This window comes from Desulfomonilia bacterium (assembly GCA_036567785.1).
GTDB lineage: Bacteria > Desulfobacterota > Desulfomonilia > UBA1062 > UBA1062 > DATCTV01.
Window position 1 is genome coordinate 21,735 of record DATCTV010000005.1, and the last position, 19,938, is coordinate 41,672.

Annotated in this window: 20 protein-coding genes and 5 tRNA genes; 12 read left to right on the forward strand and 13 right to left on the reverse strand. The window is 47.0% G+C overall.

Features of this window, described 5'->3' with window-relative positions:
- The gene (locus VIS94_02160; GenBank protein ID HEY9159879.1) at window positions 1-1,434 is read right to left on the reverse strand and encodes a (Fe-S)-binding protein; all 1,434 of its coding nucleotides are present in this window, start codon (window positions 1,432-1,434) and stop codon (window positions 1-3) included.
- Window positions 1,435-1,720: 286 nt separating this feature from the next.
- Between VIS94_02160 and VIS94_02165 the strand changes: the two genes are divergently transcribed.
- Window positions 1,721-3,124, forward strand: a complete 1,404-nt coding sequence (locus tag VIS94_02165; GenBank protein HEY9159880.1) for a hypothetical protein — start codon at window positions 1,721-1,723, stop codon at window positions 3,122-3,124.
- A gap of 53 nt (window positions 3,125-3,177) precedes the next feature.
- Here the strand turns inward: VIS94_02165 and VIS94_02170 are convergent, their stop codons facing one another.
- From VIS94_02170 to VIS94_02195, 6 genes are read right to left on the reverse strand one after another with little or no spacing between them, the layout of a single operon-like run.
- Entirely contained in the window at window positions 3,178-3,846 is a 669-nt protein-coding gene (locus tag VIS94_02170; protein HEY9159881.1) for a class I SAM-dependent methyltransferase, read from the reverse strand.
- A gap of 15 nt (window positions 3,847-3,861) precedes the next feature.
- Window positions 3,862-5,490, reverse strand: coding sequence for a 4-hydroxy-3-methylbut-2-enyl diphosphate reductase (ispH, locus tag VIS94_02175; GenBank protein ID HEY9159882.1), 1,629 nt, complete (start codon window positions 5,488-5,490; stop codon window positions 3,862-3,864).
- A 3-nt stretch (window positions 5,491-5,493) separates the two neighbouring features.
- Window positions 5,494-6,222: a TlyA family RNA methyltransferase gene (locus VIS94_02180; GenBank protein ID HEY9159883.1), complete on the reverse strand. Its 729-nt coding sequence runs from the start codon at window positions 6,220-6,222 to the stop codon at window positions 5,494-5,496.
- Entirely contained in the window at window positions 6,206-8,071 is a 1,866-nt protein-coding gene (gene dxs, locus VIS94_02185; protein HEY9159884.1) for a 1-deoxy-D-xylulose-5-phosphate synthase, read from the reverse strand. The genes VIS94_02180 and dxs overlap by 17 nt, the downstream gene beginning before the upstream one ends.
- A gap of 3 nt (window positions 8,072-8,074) precedes the next feature.
- On the reverse strand, window positions 8,075-8,944 hold the full coding sequence (locus VIS94_02190; protein HEY9159885.1) for a farnesyl diphosphate synthase: 870 nt from the start codon (window positions 8,942-8,944) through the stop codon (window positions 8,075-8,077).
- A gap of 45 nt (window positions 8,945-8,989) precedes the next feature.
- Window positions 8,990-9,967 (reverse strand): lytic murein transglycosylase, encoded by a 978-nt coding sequence (locus VIS94_02195; protein HEY9159886.1) that lies wholly within the window; start codon window positions 9,965-9,967, stop codon window positions 8,990-8,992.
- Between the two features lie 91 nt (window positions 9,968-10,058).
- Between VIS94_02195 and VIS94_02200 the strand changes: the two genes are divergently transcribed.
- Both VIS94_02200 and VIS94_02205 read left to right on the forward strand, forming a co-directional pair.
- A complete protein-coding gene (locus tag VIS94_02200; GenBank protein HEY9159887.1) occupies window positions 10,059-11,411 on the forward strand; it encodes a biotin carboxylase N-terminal domain-containing protein in 1,353 nt (450 codons plus the stop codon).
- A 12-nt stretch (window positions 11,412-11,423) separates the two neighbouring features.
- Complete coding sequence (locus tag VIS94_02205) at window positions 11,424-12,587, forward strand: MFS transporter (GenBank protein ID HEY9159888.1); 1,164 nt, start codon at window positions 11,424-11,426, stop codon at window positions 12,585-12,587.
- On the opposite strand, the gene VIS94_02210 is transcribed toward VIS94_02205, so the two are convergent.
- Genes VIS94_02210 through queD form a run of 3 tightly spaced genes read right to left on the reverse strand, consistent with a single transcriptional unit; the run spans window position 12,553 to window position 14,686 of the window.
- Window positions 12,553-13,548: an AIR synthase-related protein gene (locus VIS94_02210; GenBank protein ID HEY9159889.1), complete on the reverse strand. Its 996-nt coding sequence runs from the start codon at window positions 13,546-13,548 to the stop codon at window positions 12,553-12,555. The two genes, VIS94_02205 and VIS94_02210, sit on opposite strands and share 35 nt — an antisense overlap.
- Window positions 13,545-14,315, reverse strand: coding sequence for a GTP cyclohydrolase FolE2 (gene folE2 / locus VIS94_02215; GenBank protein HEY9159890.1), 771 nt, complete (start codon window positions 14,313-14,315; stop codon window positions 13,545-13,547). The genes VIS94_02210 and folE2 overlap by 4 nt, the downstream gene beginning before the upstream one ends.
- Window positions 14,312-14,686, reverse strand: coding sequence for a 6-carboxytetrahydropterin synthase QueD (gene queD / locus VIS94_02220; protein ID HEY9159891.1), 375 nt, complete (start codon window positions 14,684-14,686; stop codon window positions 14,312-14,314). Before queD ends, folE2 begins: the two co-directional genes overlap by 4 nt.
- A 238-nt stretch (window positions 14,687-14,924) precedes the next feature.
- Here queD and VIS94_02225 point away from each other — a divergent pair, with 238 nt between their 5' ends.
- From VIS94_02225 to VIS94_02255, 7 genes are all read left to right on the forward strand, one after another.
- Window positions 14,925-15,803: a PhoH family protein gene (locus VIS94_02225; GenBank protein ID HEY9159892.1), complete on the forward strand. Its 879-nt coding sequence runs from the start codon at window positions 14,925-14,927 to the stop codon at window positions 15,801-15,803.
- On the forward strand, window positions 15,800-16,246 hold the full coding sequence (gene ybeY / locus VIS94_02230; GenBank protein HEY9159893.1) for an rRNA maturation RNase YbeY: 447 nt from the start codon (window positions 15,800-15,802) through the stop codon (window positions 16,244-16,246). Before VIS94_02225 ends, ybeY begins: the two co-directional genes overlap by 4 nt.
- Before the next feature lie 67 nt (window positions 16,247-16,313).
- Window positions 16,314-16,391 (forward strand) — tRNA-Pro (locus VIS94_02235).
- A gap of 11 nt (window positions 16,392-16,402) precedes the next feature.
- Window positions 16,403-16,476: transfer RNA gene (locus tag VIS94_02240), tRNA-Arg, on the forward strand.
- A gap of 25 nt (window positions 16,477-16,501) precedes the next feature.
- Window positions 16,502-16,577: transfer RNA gene (locus tag VIS94_02245), tRNA-His, on the forward strand.
- 14 nt (window positions 16,578-16,591) lie between these two features.
- Window positions 16,592-16,668, forward strand: a tRNA-Arg gene (locus tag VIS94_02250).
- Between the two features lie 14 nt (window positions 16,669-16,682).
- Window positions 16,683-16,757, forward strand: a tRNA-Lys gene (locus VIS94_02255).
- 56 nt (window positions 16,758-16,813) lie between these two features.
- Here the strand turns inward: VIS94_02255 and VIS94_02260 are convergent.
- On the reverse strand, window positions 16,814-16,951 hold the full coding sequence (locus tag VIS94_02260; GenBank protein ID HEY9159894.1) for a hypothetical protein: 138 nt from the start codon (window positions 16,949-16,951) through the stop codon (window positions 16,814-16,816).
- A gap of 127 nt (window positions 16,952-17,078) precedes the next feature.
- On the opposite strand from VIS94_02260, the gene VIS94_02265 reads away from it, so the two are divergent.
- Window positions 17,079-17,255, forward strand: a complete 177-nt coding sequence (locus tag VIS94_02265) for a hypothetical protein (protein ID HEY9159895.1) — start codon at window positions 17,079-17,081, stop codon at window positions 17,253-17,255.
- Between the two features lie 20 nt (window positions 17,256-17,275).
- The gene (locus VIS94_02270; GenBank protein HEY9159896.1) at window positions 17,276-17,515 is read left to right on the forward strand and encodes an AtpZ/AtpI family protein; all 240 of its coding nucleotides are present in this window, start codon (window positions 17,276-17,278) and stop codon (window positions 17,513-17,515) included.
- A gap of 143 nt (window positions 17,516-17,658) precedes the next feature.
- On the opposite strand, the gene VIS94_02275 is transcribed toward VIS94_02270, so the two are convergent.
- Window positions 17,659-18,660, reverse strand: a complete 1,002-nt coding sequence (locus VIS94_02275) for an NAD-dependent epimerase/dehydratase family protein (protein HEY9159897.1) — start codon at window positions 18,658-18,660, stop codon at window positions 17,659-17,661.
- The gene (locus VIS94_02280) at window positions 18,657-19,541 is read right to left on the reverse strand and encodes a nitroreductase family protein (protein ID HEY9159898.1); all 885 of its coding nucleotides are present in this window, start codon (window positions 19,539-19,541) and stop codon (window positions 18,657-18,659) included. Before VIS94_02280 ends, VIS94_02275 begins: the two co-directional genes overlap by 4 nt.
- Window positions 19,542-19,938 lie beyond the last annotated feature (397 nt).

Below are 19,938 nucleotides of genomic sequence, written 5' to 3' on the forward strand. Positions count from 1 at the left end.
CTACATCGGAACTGACTTCAGGTTCTTTTTTGTTTCGAGGTAAGCTCTGTATTTCTTGATCAGCGTTTTGACTGCTGACGCAATGAGACTCCTTGTGAAGCGGTTCTGCACCAGAATGCTATGATATAGCATGGCAAACAGCTTTATCCGTATCCGGTCGCTCCGGTTTGCTTCAGGAAGAGGTTTCTCTATGTCAACGGGTCTGGGAAAAAATCGCTTTGAAGAAAAGGGCCATTTGAGAAGGAGATTTGTGGTGACGGCCAGGATATCCCATGCCCGTTCATCGTGCCTGTGAACCGGTGTTTCTCCGGCCGCCATCTGAACAAGTTCGATGGGAAGATATATGTCGAGTCTGCTGTTTGTGAGCACTTTGATTAGCGAGAGGAATGCGCAGCAGCCCGGACACGGAACGACAAGGATATCCGCGCCTGTCGCCTCTGCCTCCTGCAGCCTGAGATAAAGGCTGTGCAGAAGGTTGAGAAGTGTATGCAGAGGATTTCCGGAATCAGGCCCGAAAAGTGTCGGGACGGTTCCGGCCCAGCCGCAGCACAGGGCATTTTCTCTTGTATGCCTCATTTCCACGATTGTTGCGCCCGTGTGCTCGAGTATTTCACGGGTGACATCAGGAAGTTTTCCATCCACATATCTGCCGCAGCAGTTGTCGTGGACTGTGACCGTCCTCTTCAATCTGTTTTTTACCTGTATCTTCCCGCTCTTCAGTCTCTCAAGAATCCAGTTGTCAAGAAGTTCGACTTCAAAATTGAAATTTATGCCGAATTTCCTGGGAAGGACATCGGTGAACATCGAGGCTTCGACTACCATGAAACAGTACATCTTCTCGATGCCCATGCCCTCGAACTTTTCTTTGGCAAGCCTGCCCAGGCGCTCTGCCTCCTCGAAAAAACCGATCCTGTAGGCGTCTTCGCCTATTCCGAACATGCAGTCACTGCCGGCGATTGCTGGCTTGAGTTCGTCCAGGAGTGAAGTCCGGGCGATATACGGCAGGAGATTATTATAAAAGCCTGTAAGGAGTATCTCCTTTCTCGGGTTCTTAAGGTTTTTCTCCCATGAACGCACAAGCGACAGCTCGTCATCCTTCATCAGCACCCTGGTGGATGTCCACATGTTCTCGGGCTCGTTGGGGAAAATAAACCTTGCCATGTGTGGGAGGCCGCATGCCCTGCCTGTTTTGTTATGGTGCTCCAGAATAAGCCCGTAGGGATCGGCATTCTGAGGGCAGACAAATGCGCAGGCGTTGCATGTGACGCAATGCTGAAGAACCAGGGACGAATCTGTATCACCATCAATAAGTTTGCTTATTTCCTTTTTAGCCTCGCTCTCGGAAAGTTCGAGCACAGGACAATGCTCAAGGCATATCCCGCAGCGGTCGCACAAATCTTCACGAAAAAAACGGAAACCGGATTTTGCACTCATTCAATATGTCCTCCAATTGTCATAATTGTCAGAAGCCGTCTTAAACATGGTTCATCACAGGCAAGCTTATTTTTATCAAGCGTTCTGAAACAACTGACCTTGTCAATTCATCATATCAGGGTATATTTTTCTATCATTATCATAAGAAACATGGAAAATATATTCCAAGTACATAGATTAAAGAGCCTTATATCAATAAGTTATATAAGGAACGACTATTGCATATAATTTCATGAGAACTGAATCAATATTTCTGTCCGGTTTATTTAAGAGGAGGAAATAAATTATGAGAAAAAGAGTCATAATATATACGATAATATTAATAACCGGCATTTTCATATCATGTGGAGGCGGCGGCGGAGGCGGCGGTTCTGATGCAGGAGGAGAATCCGGCAGGAAATATACTTTAACTGCAAGTGTTGTAGGCGGGAACGGTTCTGTCACCCCGGCATCCGGGACATATGACGAGGGCGCGGTTGTTTCCCTTAACGCATCACCTGCTGCCGGTTATCAGGTGAAGGCCTGGAGCGGCACTGATGACGATACATCAAAAAACAATACAAATACCGTAACCATGAACGCCAATCGTACGGTGACTGTGGAATTCCAGTCTGTAAATGCAGGAAATATTTCCAGGGAGCAGGCTCAGGATGTCCTTTATGCAGCCTATGCGGGCATCGGGTACAACACTGTTAAGAGCGATACAGATGATGACGAGGCCCTTTACAATATAATGTTCGACAGTCTGAATTCTTTAATGGGAAATTTCGTTAACGAGATTTTTTTAAAGCAGCTTACGATACCAATAATACTGAATATGGTTATTAACGAGGTGACCTTTAAGTATACACCTGCACCAGCCGGGATTTCCTCAGCGGAAATGACTGTAAAGATAGGCAATGTCGATGTTGCTGAAGTAATGGTTACAGGTAAATTCGCATTTGATTTTAATTCAAAAATGAAGGTGAAATTCAATTCTGACGGATATGCTTATGATGGTGTTGTTTACAAGGGAAGCGCAACTGATTTTGAAGCGGAAATGTCAGGTTCTCTTAAAGGGGAGGGGATGAATACATCAGGCAGGAAGATCACTCCAAATTTTGATACAGTGAATATTTCAGCACACAATACGCTTTCAGCCGGATATTCCGGATATAGTGTGAATTATGGTGAATGGAACATTTCCTATGCCTTGAAAGATGATACTTATAACCTTTATATTGCACCTATAATAGGAGAGGCTTTGAAGCCCGGGGATTATATAGATATAAGGAATTATAAATTGGACGGGAACTTCGATATCAATAAGAATGGTATGCATTCCTATTATATGAATGTTCAGTATGGACAGCTGGATCTTGACTTTAATTACGGAGGTGGAAAGTTTATTGCGCTCACAGGTGATGTGAGTGTTCCGAGCCTGGGTGGTCAGAAGGTCTCAGTTAATTCGGCAGGGACCGAAATGCTGACCGGGAATATCCTGAATCTGATTTCCAATATAATTTTGGGTCAGGTGAACATCAATGATTTTATCAGGCGTAATGATAATGGTGCCTGGATCAGTGGCAAGCTGAAAATTAAGCCTGTTAACAGCGAGATTACAGCAACCTTCAATAATGACGGATCGGTTCAGTTCCCGGATGGTCCCGCTGTTGCAAACTGGCAGGATGCACTGGATCCTGTCAAGTAGACTGAACATCCGAGCCATGATACTTTTTCTTGAATCAGAATAAGATTTTCAGGCTACTGCTTTATCCAGAGTGCGGCTGCAAAGGCGCCCGAATCGAGTCCGGCTGCGTATCCTTTTTTTTCGATCTCTACTGCTTTATCAGGCTCAGCATTATCGGAAAAGTGTATGGCTGTTCCTGTAATGCACTTGAAAGGAAGAAGCCCTGCGAGTTCATCGGGCGAGCGGAAAATCGCATGCATGAATATGCCGCCTTCTTTCTCTGCGTCTTTCTTTCTTTTTTCAGCCCACGGGCTAAGGCTGTTGAGCGTTGCTGCAACAATGGCCCCTCCAGGTTTTGTAACCCTTTCAAGTTCGCTTAAGGCAAGGGCTGCGTCTTTGATGAATTCGATTGCAGTAATCGTCACCGTCTTGTCGAAGGTGCAGTCTTTAAAAGGCAGTTTCAGCATATCCGCGCAGACACATTTGAATGAGTTTCCGGTTTTGCGCAAGGCCTTTTTCAGCATCGGTCTTGATATGTCAAGACCAGTGATTGATGCTCCTTTGTTGATTATGTCAGATGTGAATATCCCGGTCCCGCAGCCGGCATCGAGAATATGCTCGCCTCTTTGAGGTTTGAGCATCTTGAGGATAAGGTCTAACTCGAACTCTTTGATCAGTTTTCCCAGAGGTGTTGAAAACCAGTTTTCGTAATCATCGGGCCAATTGTCGAAGAGTTCGGGCATATCTTATTTGCCGGGCTACATCATGGTCACGCGCCACAGAAGGCCCATGGCGGGAATTATGAACCACAGCGATTTGACATAGACCAGATAAAGCCTGCTGTCGAAGATTATATGATCGTTGTAGATGTCTATTCCTTTGGCCAGGAAGAAGAGCGAGGGCAGAAGCCCGTATGCAAGAGCTGGCGTGAGTTTCAGCGGAAATCCCAGGAACAGGATCAGGGCAAGGCCCATGATAGTATATTCCATGACCATTATGCCGCGGGTTTCGCTGATGTATCTGGCAAGGCTGAGACGCCCCATGATGGCGTCCCGTTCCATGTTCTTGAGTCCTACGAGAATATCGGACCCCAGATACTGAACAGATGCAAATATCGTCAGAAGAAGAATGCCCGGTTTTGCAGGTGCAGCCATCATGCTTAACGGGACGATTATGGAGACCAGAAGAAAGAGCACCAGACCGTAGATGCTCCTCATGTAATCCTTGATCCTTATGGTGCTGAGGATGGGTCTTAAGAGGGAAACGCCCGCTGCAAGTATTCCGGCGGCGAAACCGGAGCCTATTATGGATACCGATATGGCCAGGCCCGTGCATATGCTCCACCTTATGAACATGTTGAAATCCCACTTGAAGTCAAGGGTGGCGAATGCGAGGAAGAAAACGGTCAGGAAAATATCCCATTTATAATTAAGGTCACAGAACACCAGGGCGGCCATTGCTATGCCCACGGCGCCCAGAGAGGTTGCAAAAGGTGTTTTGGCAATCAGGTTGAGCGTCTTGTTTTTTATGCCGGAGGACTTGTCGATCGTTCGGAGGTTCTCAATGCATTCCTCTATTACCCATTGAGGGGTTGAAGCACCTGCAATGATAGCCACGTTGTGCATATCGTGCGTATCCAGGTTCTTGAGCATTTCAGAGCTTTCCACTCTTATAACGTGGCGGTTCTGCTTCTGAGCGAGTTCCGCAAGCCTTTTCGTGTTTGCGGAATTTCTGCCGCCTATGACGATAAACGTATCGTGGTCTTTTGAAAGGTCTTCGACCTCCTTCTGCCTGTCCACTGTCGAACGGCAGATGGTATCGTTTATGTCGAGGACCTCGGCCCGGTCCTTGAGGACTTTAAGTATCTCTTTGTAAAGGGCGACATCGAATGTTGTCTGGGCAACGACAGCCAGCCGTTTCACAGCAGGGACGGCCTTCGCGTCCTCCAGGCTCTGTACGGGTATGCCTTTCCCGCCGGCAACTCCCAGATGGGCCTCCATCTCTGGGTGATCCCTGTCGCCGACGATTACTATGGCATCGGCGTTTTTTGCAGCCTTTTTGATGATTGCATGTACCTTGAGCACCATGGGGCAGGTGGCGTCGATTACCCGCACACCGCGCTCTTTCAGGACGCCTTTTTTTTCAGGAGAGATGCCGTGAGCACGGATAATCGCTATATCACCGGATTTGAGCTTCGGGTCGAGTATGTCATTGACGATGCCTATGCCCCTTCTGGAGATGGCGTCAATGACCTGAGGATTATGAATTATCGGGCCAACAGTAAATATTCTAGCTCCCGGATTTTTCTGCCTGATCTTGAAGGTTACATCAATAGCCCTTCTTACACCGAAGCAGAACCCGGCATGCCTGGCAATTGTAATTTTCATCCATCATTTCCCAAAAGTGCAGTAAATTAAATATTCCTGGTTGCCCTTTGCACCTTTAACAGGAGAAGGGATCACACCAAGGGGTATAAGATTGATTGAATAAAGAAATTCTTTAATATTTTCAACAACAGAAATTATCGTGCCTTCATCTTTTACGATACCTTTTTTTGTCATGCCTTTCCCCGCCTCGAACTGCGGTTTTATGAGCGCTACAATCTCTGACGGCTTTTTGAGGATATCAAGGATTGGCGGAATTACGAGTTTCAGAGAAATGAAAGAGACGTCAAAGACCGCAACATCACACGGTTCTGGAATTACGGCCTGATCGATTGTCCTTGCATTGATCTCTTCCAGGCAGATGACTCGCGGGTCGTTTCTTAGCCTGTAATGAAGCTGTGAATGGCCGACATCCACAGCATAGACCCTGGCTGCGCCCCTTTGGAGCATCAGGTCTGTAAATCCCCCTGTTGATGCACCGACATCCACGGCCACCTTGCCTTTGAAGTCGATTGAAAATGCATCCGCGGCCGCCTCAAGCTTATACCCGGCCCGGCTTACATAGGGGCAGCCCTTTTTTATAGTTATTGCCGCATCTGAATTTACGGGAGTGCCTGCCTTGGTAATTACTTTCCCGTCAACAAGGACCTGTCCGGCCATGACAAGCGCAAGCGCCCTGGCCCTCGATTCCGCAAGGCCGCGTTCTGCAAGGATTTTATCAAGCCTTTCCTTCATCCCTTAAGATATCGGTTATTGCAGAACTGATTCCATTGGCATCCATGCCCAGACAGGCTCTGATGTCGGGAGTTTTCCCGTGTTCTACAAATCTGTCAGGGATACCTATGAGCCTGTATTTGAGGGGAAAGCCTATTCCCGAAAGGCATTCAAGGACAGCGGAACCTGCGCCGCCTGTAATTGTCCCGTCTTCTATGACGATAAATTTTCCGCTGCATTTAATGACCGTGTCCCTTACAAGATCTTCATCAAGAGGCTTGACGCTTCTTAAATCCACAACACAGGCGTCAAGGGATTCCACCGCTTTAAGGGCTTCGTAAATGAGCGGCCCTGTGCAGAAGACCGCCACTTCCTTTCCGTCTTTAATGATTTCAGCCCGGCCTGGGACAAAGCCTTTGAATTCAATCGGGTCGGATATCGAGGTGTCTCTTGGGTAGCGTATCGCCACAGGTCCGTTCATATTAAATGCATATGTAAGCATTTCTTTCAGTATGATCTGGTCCCTTGGCACTAGGATTACGATATTGGGTATGTCTCTCATGAATGCCATGTCATAGGCGCCGTTGTGTGTCGGTCCGTCCTGGCCTACTATACCGGCCCTGTCTATTGCGAATATGACGGGAAGATTCTGCAGGGCTACGTCATGGATGATCTCATCATAGGCCCTCTGGAAGAATGTCGAATATATGGCCACAACCGGCCTGAGCCCGTACATTGCCATTCCGGCCGCCATGGTCACCGCATGGCCCTCGGCTATGCCCACATCGAAAAAACGTTCCGGGAACTCCGAGGCAAACGCGTCGAGGCCTGTTCCTTTTTTCATTGCGGCGGTTATTGCAACTATCCGGTCATCCTCTTTCGCAAGTTCGACAAGAGTTTCGCCGAAAACATCCGAATACGATGGGAACTGGGCTTTCGCTTTCGATTCGCCGTTAAGTTTATGGAATTTTCCTATGCCGTGAAAGTCTTCGGGATTAAGGTATGCAGGTCCGTAGCCATAGCCTTTTTTGGTTATTACATGCATGAAGACTGGGCCATCGATATTGGAGATATTGTCAAAGGCCTCTACCAGGTGAGCCATGTTGTGGCCGTCGATCGGGCCGATATACCTGAAGCCGATCTGTTCAAAGAGCGTTCCGCCGGAAGACACGACACCCTTGAGATTGCCCTCTATATGCTTGCCCATTTTATACAGGCGTTTACCGATAAAAGGCATGCCGAACATTGTTGTCTTGATCCTTTCCTTGACGCTGCGGACCTTTCTGGAGGTCATAAGCCTGCTTAGATAATCTGCCAGGGCGCCCACCCTCGTTGATATGAACATTTCGTTATCGTTCAGGATGACAAGCATATTAAGCTGCTGCATGCCAACGAAGTTGAGTCCCTCAAAGGTGAGGCCGTTTGACAGCGATCCGTCTCCGATAACAGCTATTACTCGATTTTTGATTCCCTGTTTCTTGAATGCCTCGCTTATGCCGCTTGCAGCTGAAATGGCGTTTCCCGCATGGCCTGAGATGAATGAGTCATAACCGCTCTCCGAGGGGTTGATGAACGGGCTCAGCCCGCCGGTTTGCCTTAACTCTGAAAATTTATCCTTTCTTCCTGTTATTATCTTGTGGGCATAGCTCTGATGGCCTACATCCCAGACAATCCTGTCCTGAGGCGTATTGAACACGTAATGAAGCGCCAGTATGAGATCGACTGCGCCGAGGCTTGATGCAAGGTGACCTCCCGTCTCGCTGACATTATTTATGATGAACTCCCGCACTTCCTTTGCAAGCAGTTCGAGTTCGGCTGTTGACAGGCCTTTCAGATCGTTCGGATTTGCAATTTTATCAAGCAGACCCATTTTCTAGTTCACCCTTTTAAGCATATCAAATGCGATGTTTTCCAGATGGATTGCCTTTAATCTTTTGATGGCGTCAAGTGCAGTTTCCGTTTGCTCCCGGGCCCATTCCCTGGCGCCGTCGATTCCAAGCGCCTTGACGATCGTGGCCTTCTCCTGAAGGATGTCTTTGCCCGTTGTCTTCCCCATGCTGGCGGAATCAGAAATTATATCAAGTATATCGTCAATGGCCTGAAAAGCCAGCCCCAGGTGTCTCCCGTATGTCTTCATTGCATCAAGGGTATCATCGTTAGCCGAGGCTATTCTTGCTCCGGTATAGGTGGAGAGTTCAAAGAGCCGCGAGGTCTTTCTCAGATAAATTCCGGTTATTCCGTTCAAATCGATTGTCTTTTTCTCAGCCATTATGTCGTCATATTCGCCTTTTATGAGACCGTCCAGTCCGCATGAATCTGCTATCGCGCGGATTATATCAGATATTGTACAGGCATCAAGATTCGATCCGGCAACGATCGATAACGCCTCGAATATCAATGCGTCGCCGGCCAGTATGGCGGTTGCCTCACCGAATGTCTTATGGCAGGTGGGTCTTCCCCTCCTGAGGTCATCGTTGTCGATTGCAGGCAGGTCGTCATGAATAAGGCTGAAGGTATGTATCATTTCAATTGCAAGACATGCCGGCAGCGTATCGGCGGGATTTCCGCCGCATGCTTCTGCCGATAGCATGACGATTACGGGCCTGAGCCTCTTGCCGCCGGCGGAAAGGCTGTATGTGCATGCGATGCTGAGACCATCCGAGTTGTCTGCACTTTTTATATAGGAATTGAGGTAATCCTCAAACAGGACCTTATAAGATTCAATCTTGCCAGATGTATCCAAATGATACCTCCCGGGAAACTGCCATATCACGCAAAATGGCTTTCTTCAAGGATTGCCTTGTACGGGACTGTCTTCAATTATCCCGGATTCGCTGTCGTTCCCGGCAGAGGAAAGCTCCTTTAATAACCCCATTATCGTTTTTACATAATAGTCGTGGTGATTATAATTCCAGACGGCATTTTTACGGCTGGTCTCATCCACATTCCAGCCTGCTTTGTTAAGATAGTTTGCGATGCTTGCTATTGCATCCTCCATCTCGAAAGGATCCCTGATGCCGTCCGAATTGCCGTCTTTAAAATAATTGACCACGCTTGAGGGGATGAACTGGGCGGGTCCTATTGCGCCTGCATATGATCCCTTGAATTCAAGAGGGTCCATGTCGATTTCATCTGAGAGCGTCATGATTTCCTTAATCTCCCTTAATGCCCACTCGCCTTTTGTTATTGCTGTCATTCTCGTCCGGTCAGTGTCGATTCCGGGGTAGCGCTCCCTGTTTCTCTGAATGAATTCTTCAAGAAAATCGGGATCGATGCATGCCGCAAGATTCAGGTAGGCATTAAAGACATGATATCTCTCATAGTCTCTGCCCAGCTTGGATTCTATAATAAGTATGGCTGTTATCGCCTCGGCCGGGACATGGTATTCAGCCTCGATAAGTGTGAACGTGTCTCTTCTGTCCTTGATAAACTGCCTGCCAAGGTCGATATATTTCTGATCAACATTGCCCGGCAGCTTTTTTTTGTCCCCGGTCTTGGCAGGCTGTGCAGGTATGGGCTGCGGGTTTGCTGCCGCGTTGTTCCTGGGTTTATCCCCTGGACTTGGTTCGTAAAGGTTCTGGATAAGAATGGAGTTATTGTACGCAATCCTTGGATCGACAAGAATTTGTTCGGACATGGATGGTTCAATGCCTTTTTCAAGGAGCAGAAGTCTCAGAAAATTCCTGTCAAGAAAGTCCCCGGCATGAATTGTGACCGAGGTCAGCATTACCATGACAGCTGCAAATGCAATCATCCGGCAGTTCATTTTCAACTCCATAAAATAATAATATACCGTGTTCATCGTTTCCACAAGCGCTGACAAGCGGCTTCTATTGTCTTGACTTGAGGCTTGGGGAATGGATAAAGGGACTGTAATGAAACGCATATTGATCGCCAACAGAGGGGAAGTCGCCCTCAGGATAATCAGAACGGCCAGAGAACTTGGTCTTGAGACCATAGTCGTTTTCTCTGAGGCGGACAGGAACATGGACTATCTTAACCTTGCAGACGAACGCGTCCAGATAGGCCCTGCATATCCTGCAAAAAGCTATCTGAACATGGATGCCGTTATTGCCGCGGCAATAACCTGGAAAGCAAATGCAATACATCCGGGATATGGATTCTTGTCCGAAAATCCGATTTTTGCAGCCAAATGCGAAGAGAATGGAATAGCATTCATCGGTCCGTCAAGTACCGTCTTAAGGACTATCGGAAACAAATCAAGGACAAAGGAAGTGGCTTTTTCCCTCGGTATACCGACTATTCCGGGCTCAGGCGGGTTTGCCACAACGGTTGAACAGGCAATTTTCATGGCAAAGGAAACGGGTTATCCCGTAATTTTAAAGTCCCTTTACGGCGGCGGCGGCAGGGGCATGAAGGTGGCTAACGATGAAGAGCAGCTTATACAGCATTTCGACAATGTCAGCAGCGAGGCCAATGCCGCGTTTGGAAGAAGCGAGATCTATATCGAGCGGTACATAGACTGCCCGAGACACCTCGAGGTGCAGGTTGCATCCGATTCCCATGGAAACATACGCATACTTGGAGACAGGGAGTGTTCAATACAGAGAAGGCATCAGAAGATTATCGAGGAAGGTCCTATTCCGTTTATAGATGAATCTGCAAGAAAGGACCTGTGGTTGTGGGCAAGAAAAATCATGGGTGCGCTTGAATTCGAGGGACTGGGCACTGTGGAGTTTCTGATGGACAAGGAAGGCAATTCCTATTTCCTTGAGATAAACGGAAGACTTCAGGTTGAACATCCGGTAACGGAGATGCTTACAGGGCTGGACATAGTGAGAGAACAGATACTTATTTCCGTAGGATCGGAAATCAGCGAGGATATGCCTGTACAGACGGGCCATGCCATTGAATGCAGGCTTAATTCTGAGAATCCGGCCATGAATTTCATTCCTACGACAGGTACGATAAACAGGCTCAGACTTCCGGGCGGGCCCGGCGTAAGGGTGGATACACATATTTACAGGGGCTGTGAGATAAGCCCTTATTATGATTCTCTTCTGGCCAAGCTTGTCGCCCATAATTCGAGCAGGAAGGGTGCGCTTACAAAAATGCTGAGGATGCTGGAAGAGACCTATGTGGAGGGTGTGGAAACCAACAAGGACCTTCTGATAAAACTTGTAGCCAATGAAAAATTCCAGGAAACAGGCGGCGATACTTCACTGGTAAAGGAAGTGCTGTCACGTTAGGGCCGGTAATTCATGCATCCTGAAAGAATCCTTACTACGGTATGCAGCATCACTTTTGTTGTCATGCTGGGCATAGGCATAGTCATACCGCTTTTGCCTTCATATGCCCAGAACATGGGAGCGAGCGCGACTGAAATAGGGCTCATATTCTCGAGCTTTGCACTTGCGAGGGCCATATCGAATCCATTTGCCGGAGCTATAGCCGACAGGATGAACATGAAACCGCTCATGCTCACAGGCATACTCGCTTACACACTGCTCTCGTTCACCTATGTTATTGCGAGCAGACCATTTCATCTGGTCCTGATAAGGACATTTCACGGTATGGCGTCGGCATTCGTCATCCCACTTGCATTCACTTATGCGGCGAATATTTCCCGTGAAGGCGAAGAAGGTCTCTTTATGGGAACGATAAACATGGGATTGTTTTTCGGTATGGGGGCTGGCCCTCTGATAGGCGGTCTCATTAAGGACAGGTTTGGCCTCAACGCTGCATTCTATTCACTCTCAGGGCTATCGGGTCTGGCTATGATTGTGGCTATATTCATGCTTCCTTCGATGCGGCGGGTCTATTCAAGGGAAAAACCGGCTGTTCTTAAAAGTATTCTGAAAGACCCGGTAATGCTGGGGCTGCTTCTATTCAGGGTCATAAACGCGCTGGGAAGCGGGAGTCTCATGGTCTTTGTTCCGCTCCTCGCCAGAAATTATGGTATGTCTTCCACAATGATAGGCATGCTAATATCGGCTAATATCTTTCTTACAGGCATCCTGCAGAGGCCGATAGGCAGGATTTCGAAAAAGGAGAACAGCCTCTTCATGATCGTGGCAGGATCGGTCATAAGTGCAGTGACCCTGGCCTGTCTGCCGTTCGGCAAGGGGATTGTCGAATACTTTATCCTGAGCTGTGTGATGGGATTCGGAAGCGCCGTCTCGATACCGGCATCATCGATTCTCATGGTTGAGCATGGGAAGCAGGTCGGCATGTCGACAACCATGGGCATTTTTGACACAGCAATGAGCACAGGGATGATCCTCGGACCGCTTTTCTCCGGAGTGATCATGGACTTCATGGGGATCGCCTGGGTGTTCTATGCAGGCGGCATTATCTGTCTGGCAGGTACGGCGGTTTTCTGGGGGCTTGCTAGGAGAGGAAGCGTGCAAGCTCATCCCTGCTGAATTCCGGCAGAGGTTCTTTCCCGCCTCTTCTGATGATGGTCAGACCCGATACTGTTACACGTCCTATCATGGCCCCGCTGATCCCTTCAGAGTTCCATGCATCAAGTATCGTCTGTGCCTTTTCAGGGGGGCAGCAAGCGAGAAGGGAACCTGAAGATATTGCTCCGAGAGGATCAATTCCCAGCCTTTCAAACATGTCACCTGCAATATCAAGGACAGGGATACTGTTCAAATCAACTTCAACCCCTGAACCTGATGCCCTTGCGAGTTCCATCAGGCCTGTCGCCACGCCGCCTTCTGTCGGGTCATGCAGGGCGGAGGCGCCGAGCTTTGCTGCAATGCGGGCTTCCTTCATAATACTTATGCCCGGGTCATGAATCAGGTTTCTGGCCCTGTTCAGCGTTTTTTCATCGAGCCCGAGCTTGTCAGGCATCTGCCGTGCTAAAATCGAAACAGCTTCAATCGGGATTGCCTTTGAAAGAAGTATTGCATCACCGGGATTAGCCCGGGATGCACCCAATGGTTCTCCATCAAGAGTACCGACCATGAATCCTACGGCAAGAGGCCTGTTGATGCCGAATGTTATCTCGGTGTGTCCGCCGAGCAGGGTAATATCAGAAGATTTGCATGCTGTTTTCAGCTCTTCAAAGAGTTTTTCAACTTCCGGCTCCGTTATGCCTTCTGGGAGAAGAATTGTGGCAAGCAGATATCCGGGTATTCCTCCCATGCAGGCTATATCATTTGAATTTACAGTGATCAGGTAAGAGAAGATATCCTCGCTCAGGAACGTTATGGGGTCGGTCTTGAAAATAAGTCTGGTTCCACCGAAATCTACAACCGCAGCATCTTCGCCGATTCCCGGACCAACGATTACGTCATTACCATATCGAGGCAGCGATTTAATAAGCCTTTCAAGAAGCTGGGCAGGCAATTTTCCGGTAGGCAGCCCCTGTCCTTTCATCCCGATTTGCCTTCTATATAAGCATAAGCATTGTGGTTATGTATGCTTTCCATGTTTTCGGCCTCAACTGAAAACCAGTCGAATTCAGGCCGTTTTGAGAGCTCGGCGGCGGCCTGTCTGACGACATCTTCCACAAACATGGGGTTGTCATATGCATATTCGGTAAGGTATTTTTCATCGGGTCTTTTTAATACTGAATAAACAGGGCTCGACCCGCAATTTTCGATGAGTTCAATCAGATCTTCCAGCCAGAAGAACCTGTTGTACTTTACGACGGCACAGATTATGCCTCGCTGGGAGTGAGCGCTGTTCACGCTGATCTCTTTTGAACAGGGGCAAAGCGTTTGAACCGGGACCTTGACGCCTACGCGGAAATCTTTTGCTTCACCCACGGAACCGATGAGGGAACATTTGTATCCCATCAGTCCCTGAACTTTACTGACAGGTGCCTCCTTCTCGATGAAATAGGGAAACTCGATTTCCATGTGTGCACTCTCGGCCTCCAGGGCGGACCTGATCTCGAGGAGGATATGCTCAAACCTGTTGATGTGTATCTCCTCGTGATATTCATTGAGCACTTCGATAAACCTGCTCATATGAGTACCCTTGAATTCGACAGGCAGGTCCACATATAGATTTATCGAAGCCACTGTATGCTGGCTTCCCCTTTTTTTGTCTTTCACTACAATAGGATACCTGATGTCCTTGACGCCGACCTTATGGATGTATAGAGGGTTTTCCGGTTTCTGCCTCTGAACGTCTTTCATGATTGTCCTTCACTGTAACTGGCCGAGCAGTTGTCATTCTCCCAAACTTCTACTTCAAAGAGCTTTGCCGGTTCTTTTATCATGGGGCCAAGCTTAAGGAATATATATCTGGCAATATTTTCAGCCGAGGGATTCTCTGCCGTGAATTCAGGAAGATCATTCAATAGCCTGTGGTCGAGCGGATTAAGACAATTCTTGAGCGCCAGTTTGACATCGCGGAAATCCGCAACGATACCTATTTCATTCAAGTCATTTGAAAGGATGGTCACTTCGATCCTGTAATTATGGCCGTGAAGCCTTTCACAGTCCCCCTGGTAACCCCTTAACATATGGGCAGAACTGAAACTGTCCCTTAGCTTTATTTTGAACATGATTTTCTCATAATATAAGCATGTTCTTTGTGCAATCACTATAAAATGACGATGGCGTGTTGCAGGAATTGGCCTGCAGGAATATTTTATCTGGAATCAACAACCTTGAACGCAGTGTATTTTTGGTATAACTCCATATTTAAATCGAATTGAAAGGGGCTCTGTCAGGCTGATGCCGTCAATTGAATTTCCGGATACACATTTGTTAAGGCAACTGGCAGGGGATAGTTGCGCCCATTTGAAAATTATCGAAGACAACACAGGCGCAAAATGCTCCATGAAGGGCACTGCGATTGAGTTTTCAGGTGAGAAGCATGAGGTGGACCTTGTCAGGCATGTACTCAATGACCTTTACAAAATCCTGCAGGAAGGACTGCCCCTCTATCCGTCGGATATTTTCTATGCGGTAAGAATGCTTTCGAAAAACCGGAATCTCAATCTCAAGGATGTTTTCATGGATTCCATATACATCTCGTCGTCAAAGAAGGTCATAATACCGAAAAGTCTTCAGCAGAAAATTTATATCGATTCAATCAGGGAAAATGATATCGTATTCGGAATAGGTCCTGCCGGAACCGGCAAGACATACCTTGCAATGGCTATGGCGATTACATTTCTGCTTAAAAAAAAGGTCGAGCGGATAGTTCTGACAAGGCCTGCAGTGGAAGCTGGAGAAAGGCTGGGTTTTCTGCCAGGCGATCTTGAACAGAAGGTGAACCCGTATCTGAGGCCTCTGTATGATGCGCTTTACGACATGCTTGATCATGATTATGTGTTAAAGCTGCTTGCCCGCGATTCAATTGAAGTCGCCCCGCTTGCGTTCATGAGAGGACGCACCCTTAATGATGCATTCATAATACTGGATGAGGCTCAGAATACCACATCGGAACAGATGAAGATGTTTCTGACCAGGCTGGGATTCAATTCAAAGGCGGTAATTACGGGTGATATCACGCAGACAGATCTTCCTTTGACGACCAGATCCGGGCTTGTCGAAGCTTCTGGCATATTGAAAAACATAAAGGATATCGGTTTTATTTATTTTACCGAGGATGATGTGGTAAGGCATAAACTGGTTTCAAAAATCATCAGAGCTTATGAGAGGGCCAATACATGAATATAATTGATGTACAGGACATCCAGGATAATCTGGCAATCGATCCGGCTATTGTTGAAAAAAATGCTGACAGGATATTAAAGATGCTGGGCAAAAAAAACTGTGAGCTGTCTCTGGTCTTGTGTGATGACCGTTATATAAGAAGGCTCAATAAGCAATATCTGGGAAAGGACAAGCCGACTAATGTAATCTCCTTCCCCCAGCAGGAAGGCGAGGGCATAGAAGGGAATCACCTTGGAGACATAGTGATTTCAGCCCAGAGGGCTTCTTCCGAGGCTGGCAAATCGGGTATTACATTCGAGGAAAGGCTTCTCCAGCTTATCGTTCACGGCATATGCCATCTATGCGGATATGATCATGAAGATGTGAGCTTAGATAAGGCTCAACAGATGGAAAAAAAGGAGCTGGAACTGCTTGAAAAACTTGCAGAAAAGCCTGTTTAGAAGGTGCTTGAACATATTGGAAAAAAGGCTTGCCATGCCTACCTCGCTTTGCTATAGGGCAGATTCACGGGGCGTGGCGCAGGCTGGCTAGCGCACCTGCCTTGGGAGCAGGGGGTCGGAGGTTCAAATCCTCTCGCCCCGACCAGAGAAGGGTTTGCGCCTGTAGCTCAGTTGGATAGAGCAACGGACTTCTAATCCGTAGGTCAGAGGTTCGAATCCTCTCAGGCGCGTTAATGAGCGGTTATACGGATTGTGGTGAGTGTAGCTCAGTTGGTAGAGCACAGGATTGTGGCTCCTGTGGCCGTGGGTTCGAGCCCCATCACTCACCCCAGAGTGATAAAGTGGGCGCCCGTAGCTCAGTCGGATAGAGCGTCGGACTTCGAATCCGCAGGTCGGGCGTTCGAGTCGCCCCGGGCGTACCAGGAAACAAGGTTTCGGGTCATTAGCTCAATGGTAGAGCAGCGGACTCTTAATCCGGAGGTTGAAGGTTCGAGTCCTTCATGACCCACCAATTATAACAATGGGTTACAATCGACGAGATTGTAACCCTTTTTCTTTATCCTGAGCTCATCTCCATAATCTCTGCATATTTTCAAAATGGATGTCATCTTCGTTTGCCACCATGTCATGGCGTATCTTCTTTATGTCGTTGCTGATTGCCAGATTGTCACAGGAAGAAATAGGAAAGGGGAGCCATTTTGTCATTGTGGCAGCCGCCACCAGGTATGCAAATTGAATTAACTAATAATAACAACAAGATACACTCACTTTCAAATTTGGCACAGTCGTTGCTGCACTATATTCAGTAAAACAAAAAGAAAGGAGAAGCGAGATGGTCACATTGTGGATAGTAATCGGATGCTTATTTGTAACAGGAATCGGAGTCAGGTTCACATACAAGGTTCTTGGTCTCAAGCCGGCTGAAGCTGCTGCAGTATATGCGCTTATTATCATGCTGGTTGCAGTAAACACGGCCCCGGTAAGAGAAATGATCGCGCTTCTTTTCTAAGGATAAAAAAAGAGGGTGTCATGAAAAACACTAAAATGGAAAAGATCCCGAGGGAACTGATGCAGAAGATAACGAGGATAAGCGCACACGGTCTGGTGCTTGTAATAGTTACCTTCCTGGGGCTTTATCTTGGGATGTACATTGATAAGGTAACAGGACTGGCACCCAACTTCACTTTCCTTTTTCTTGTTGCCGGTATTATCCTGGGCTTCAAAGGCTTCATTCAGGAGACAATTACGGAAAGGAGGGCAAAAAGATGATATTCACAGCAATAGGAATAGCTGCTTTTCTGGCTGTCACAGTAAGGTTTGCTTTCAAGGCCCACACCATGAAAGACAGCGTCCAGCATCATAAAGCATAGCTGCCTTAATCTGATCGCCGGTTTCAAAGATGATTCTGGTTGCTATTTCTGCTTAAGCTTGTCAATATCCTGTGTCTTCAGCCATTCCATTGTAATCTTAAATCCTTCTCTAAATGATGTTTTCGGCTTCCATCCCAGTTCATCTTCAGCCTTATGCGTTGAAAATTTTAACCTGGATCCAAGATTTTTTACGGAATAGGTGGTTAAAAGCGGCCTTTTTGATCTCTTCAGAAATTTATAGCTGGCTTCCATTGCCATTGCTGCAGCGTATGCCACAGGATATGACAGTCTTTTTTCAACCAGTTCAACATTCATAGCCGAGGCTATCCCCCTGCAGAAGTCTTCAAGTGTTGTTAATTCTCCGTCATGAACGAGGTATCCCTGGCCTATCGATTTGTCGTTGGTCGATATCAGCATCAAAAGATCAACCAGATTGCCGATATAGGTAGGCCAGCAGATTGTTCCATATTGCCAGAATACCATGTCTTTCTTTATTATGGCGTCTGCAAGCAATGGGACAAATGTCGTATCCCTCGGTCCGTAAACCCACAAAGGATATACGGTGGAAACAGCAAGCCCCTTTTCCCTGTGATATCTCCAGGCTACTTCTTCTGCCATAATCTTCGTATCGGGATAAGGTTCATTCCATTTTTCCAGTGGCAGGCTCTCGTTGATAACGGTATCTTCTCTGCGGCCAAAAACATCATTGGTGCTGGTCCAGATAAATCGTTTGATTCCTGCAGCCACTGATGCCCGGCATATATTCTCCATGCCCTCGACATTTACCTTGTAAAACAGTTCATAAGGAGCCCAATCGCTCACTACACCTGCGGAATGGAATACCAGTTCCATTCCTTCACAGGCTTTAATAACAGAATCATAGTCGGATATATCTCCGTATGCTATTTCCACCCGTCCCTTAAGCTTATCAATTCCAACTGATGTACGGCGGGCAAGTATTCTTACGGAATCCCCTCTTTCGATGCACGCATCAAGAATATGACTTCCAATAAAACCTGTAGCTCCCGTAATAAGTGTTTTCATAGCGACAAATACCTCGTTTCTTTTTTGATTCTTTTTATCGTTCTTGAATACTTCTCATCAGGCCATCCCAGCGCTATAACCGCCTGGACAGTTTCTTCCTTGCATATGTGCAATAACTTTTTTATTTTTCCGTCATGTCTCATGGCTTCCACGGCAAATCCTATGTAGCATGTTCCAAGTCCCATCGCATGGGCGGTAAGCATTATGTTTTGTGCGGCAATGGCGGCGTCTTCTACCGGAGTTGTGGCGTCTTTTCCTGTAGTGATTATTATCAGTGCCTGAGCTCCATGGAAAAATATGTCCCGCCCGGTTTTCTTTCTTTCATCAAGTCGTGTTCTGATGAATTCAAAATAATCACGGTGATAATCAGCCAGATCTTTTACGGCAAATCTCAAGGGTGCTATCCGGGAAAGGAGGTTGAGCTGTCTGTAAAATCCTGAAACAAAACCGCATAACTTGTCAACGTCATCTCCTGTAAGTACACTGTACTGGTTGGACTGTGCATTTGAACCGGTAGGACCGGTTTGAGCCGCTGAAATCAGATCTTCAATGATCTCTCGTGATATGGGACTTTTTTTATAGTTCCTGCATGCCCTTCTGCTTGCCATGAGCTTTAAAAGGGCGGACGTGTCAAATGTTCCCGGTTTGAGCCATGTATCGTCAACTTTTAATGTCTTGTAATCAACCGGCGAAAGGCAGGTGACTTTTATTGCCCCGAAAGGGCAGGCTGCCTGGCAATGCCCGCAATGAGATGATTCTTGGCCTGTAATACTCGCTTTTCCGTCAATCACCGTGATGGAGTTGTATTCGCAGACATTTACACACATTCCGCAGCCATTGCATTTTTCTTTATCTATAACCGTGTATATCTTAGTGTCCATTTGGCCTTCCTATGAATAATGCATCAATTTATTTCAGGTAATCTAATCCTTTAGGATGAAATCAGGTTGTTGTCAAACCCATCCTTTTTATCAAATTTTAGGGTTAGCGTTTCTGAAATGTGTCTTTCAATATACACATTTATAACTGATTACATATTGTGTGTAAAAAGTATTGCCTCATGTTTGACAACAATCGTAATTTTGTGTATGAAGATAATAAGCTATAGCGCTACCTAAAAAGTGCTATAGACCTCCTTTTTTAAGCCCACTACTATCTAAGATCGAGTGGGCTGATTTTTTTATGTGAATAAAATCGGTAGTGTCGTGAATATGGGCATTCCTGAAACAGGAACTTACATCCTTATACTGCAACGGACTCTTAATGAGGGTTACAGCT

Coding starts and splice junctions, on each gene's coding strand:
- VIS94_02160 (HEY9159879.1), bottom strand. CDS start 1,434: ATGAGTGCAAAATCCGGTTTCCGTTTTTTTCGTGAAGATTTGTGCGAC.
- VIS94_02165 (HEY9159880.1), top strand. CDS start 1,721: ATGAGAAAAAGAGTCATAATATATACGATAATATTAATAACCGGCATT.
- VIS94_02170 (HEY9159881.1), bottom strand. CDS start 3,846: ATGCCCGAACTCTTCGACAATTGGCCCGATGATTACGAAAACTGGTTT.
- ispH (HEY9159882.1), bottom strand. CDS start 5,490: ATGAAAATTACAATTGCCAGGCATGCCGGGTTCTGCTTCGGTGTAAGA.
- VIS94_02180 (HEY9159883.1), bottom strand. CDS start 6,222: ATGAAGGAAAGGCTTGATAAAATCCTTGCAGAACGCGGCCTTGCGGAA.
- dxs (HEY9159884.1), bottom strand. CDS start 8,071: ATGGGTCTGCTTGATAAAATTGCAAATCCGAACGATCTGAAAGGCCTG.
- VIS94_02195 (HEY9159886.1), bottom strand. CDS start 9,967: ATGAACTGCCGGATGATTGCATTTGCAGCTGTCATGGTAATGCTGACC.
- VIS94_02200 (HEY9159887.1), top strand. CDS start 10,059: ATGGATAAAGGGACTGTAATGAAACGCATATTGATCGCCAACAGAGGG.
- VIS94_02205 (HEY9159888.1), top strand. CDS start 11,424: ATGCATCCTGAAAGAATCCTTACTACGGTATGCAGCATCACTTTTGTT.
- VIS94_02210 (HEY9159889.1), bottom strand. CDS start 13,548: ATGAAAGGACAGGGGCTGCCTACCGGAAAATTGCCTGCCCAGCTTCTT.
- folE2 (HEY9159890.1), bottom strand. CDS start 14,315: ATGAAAGACGTTCAGAGGCAGAAACCGGAAAACCCTCTATACATCCAT.
- queD (HEY9159891.1), bottom strand. CDS start 14,686: ATGTTCAAAATAAAGCTAAGGGACAGTTTCAGTTCTGCCCATATGTTA.
- ybeY (HEY9159893.1), top strand. CDS start 15,800: ATGAATATAATTGATGTACAGGACATCCAGGATAATCTGGCAATCGAT.
- VIS94_02260 (HEY9159894.1), bottom strand. CDS start 16,951: ATGACAAAATGGCTCCCCTTTCCTATTTCTTCCTGTGACAATCTGGCA.
- VIS94_02265 (HEY9159895.1), top strand. CDS start 17,079: ATGGTCACATTGTGGATAGTAATCGGATGCTTATTTGTAACAGGAATC.
- VIS94_02270 (HEY9159896.1), top strand. CDS start 17,276: ATGAAAAACACTAAAATGGAAAAGATCCCGAGGGAACTGATGCAGAAG.
- VIS94_02275 (HEY9159897.1), bottom strand. CDS start 18,660: ATGAAAACACTTATTACGGGAGCTACAGGTTTTATTGGAAGTCATATT.
- VIS94_02280 (HEY9159898.1), bottom strand. CDS start 19,541: ATGGACACTAAGATATACACGGTTATAGATAAAGAAAAATGCAATGGC.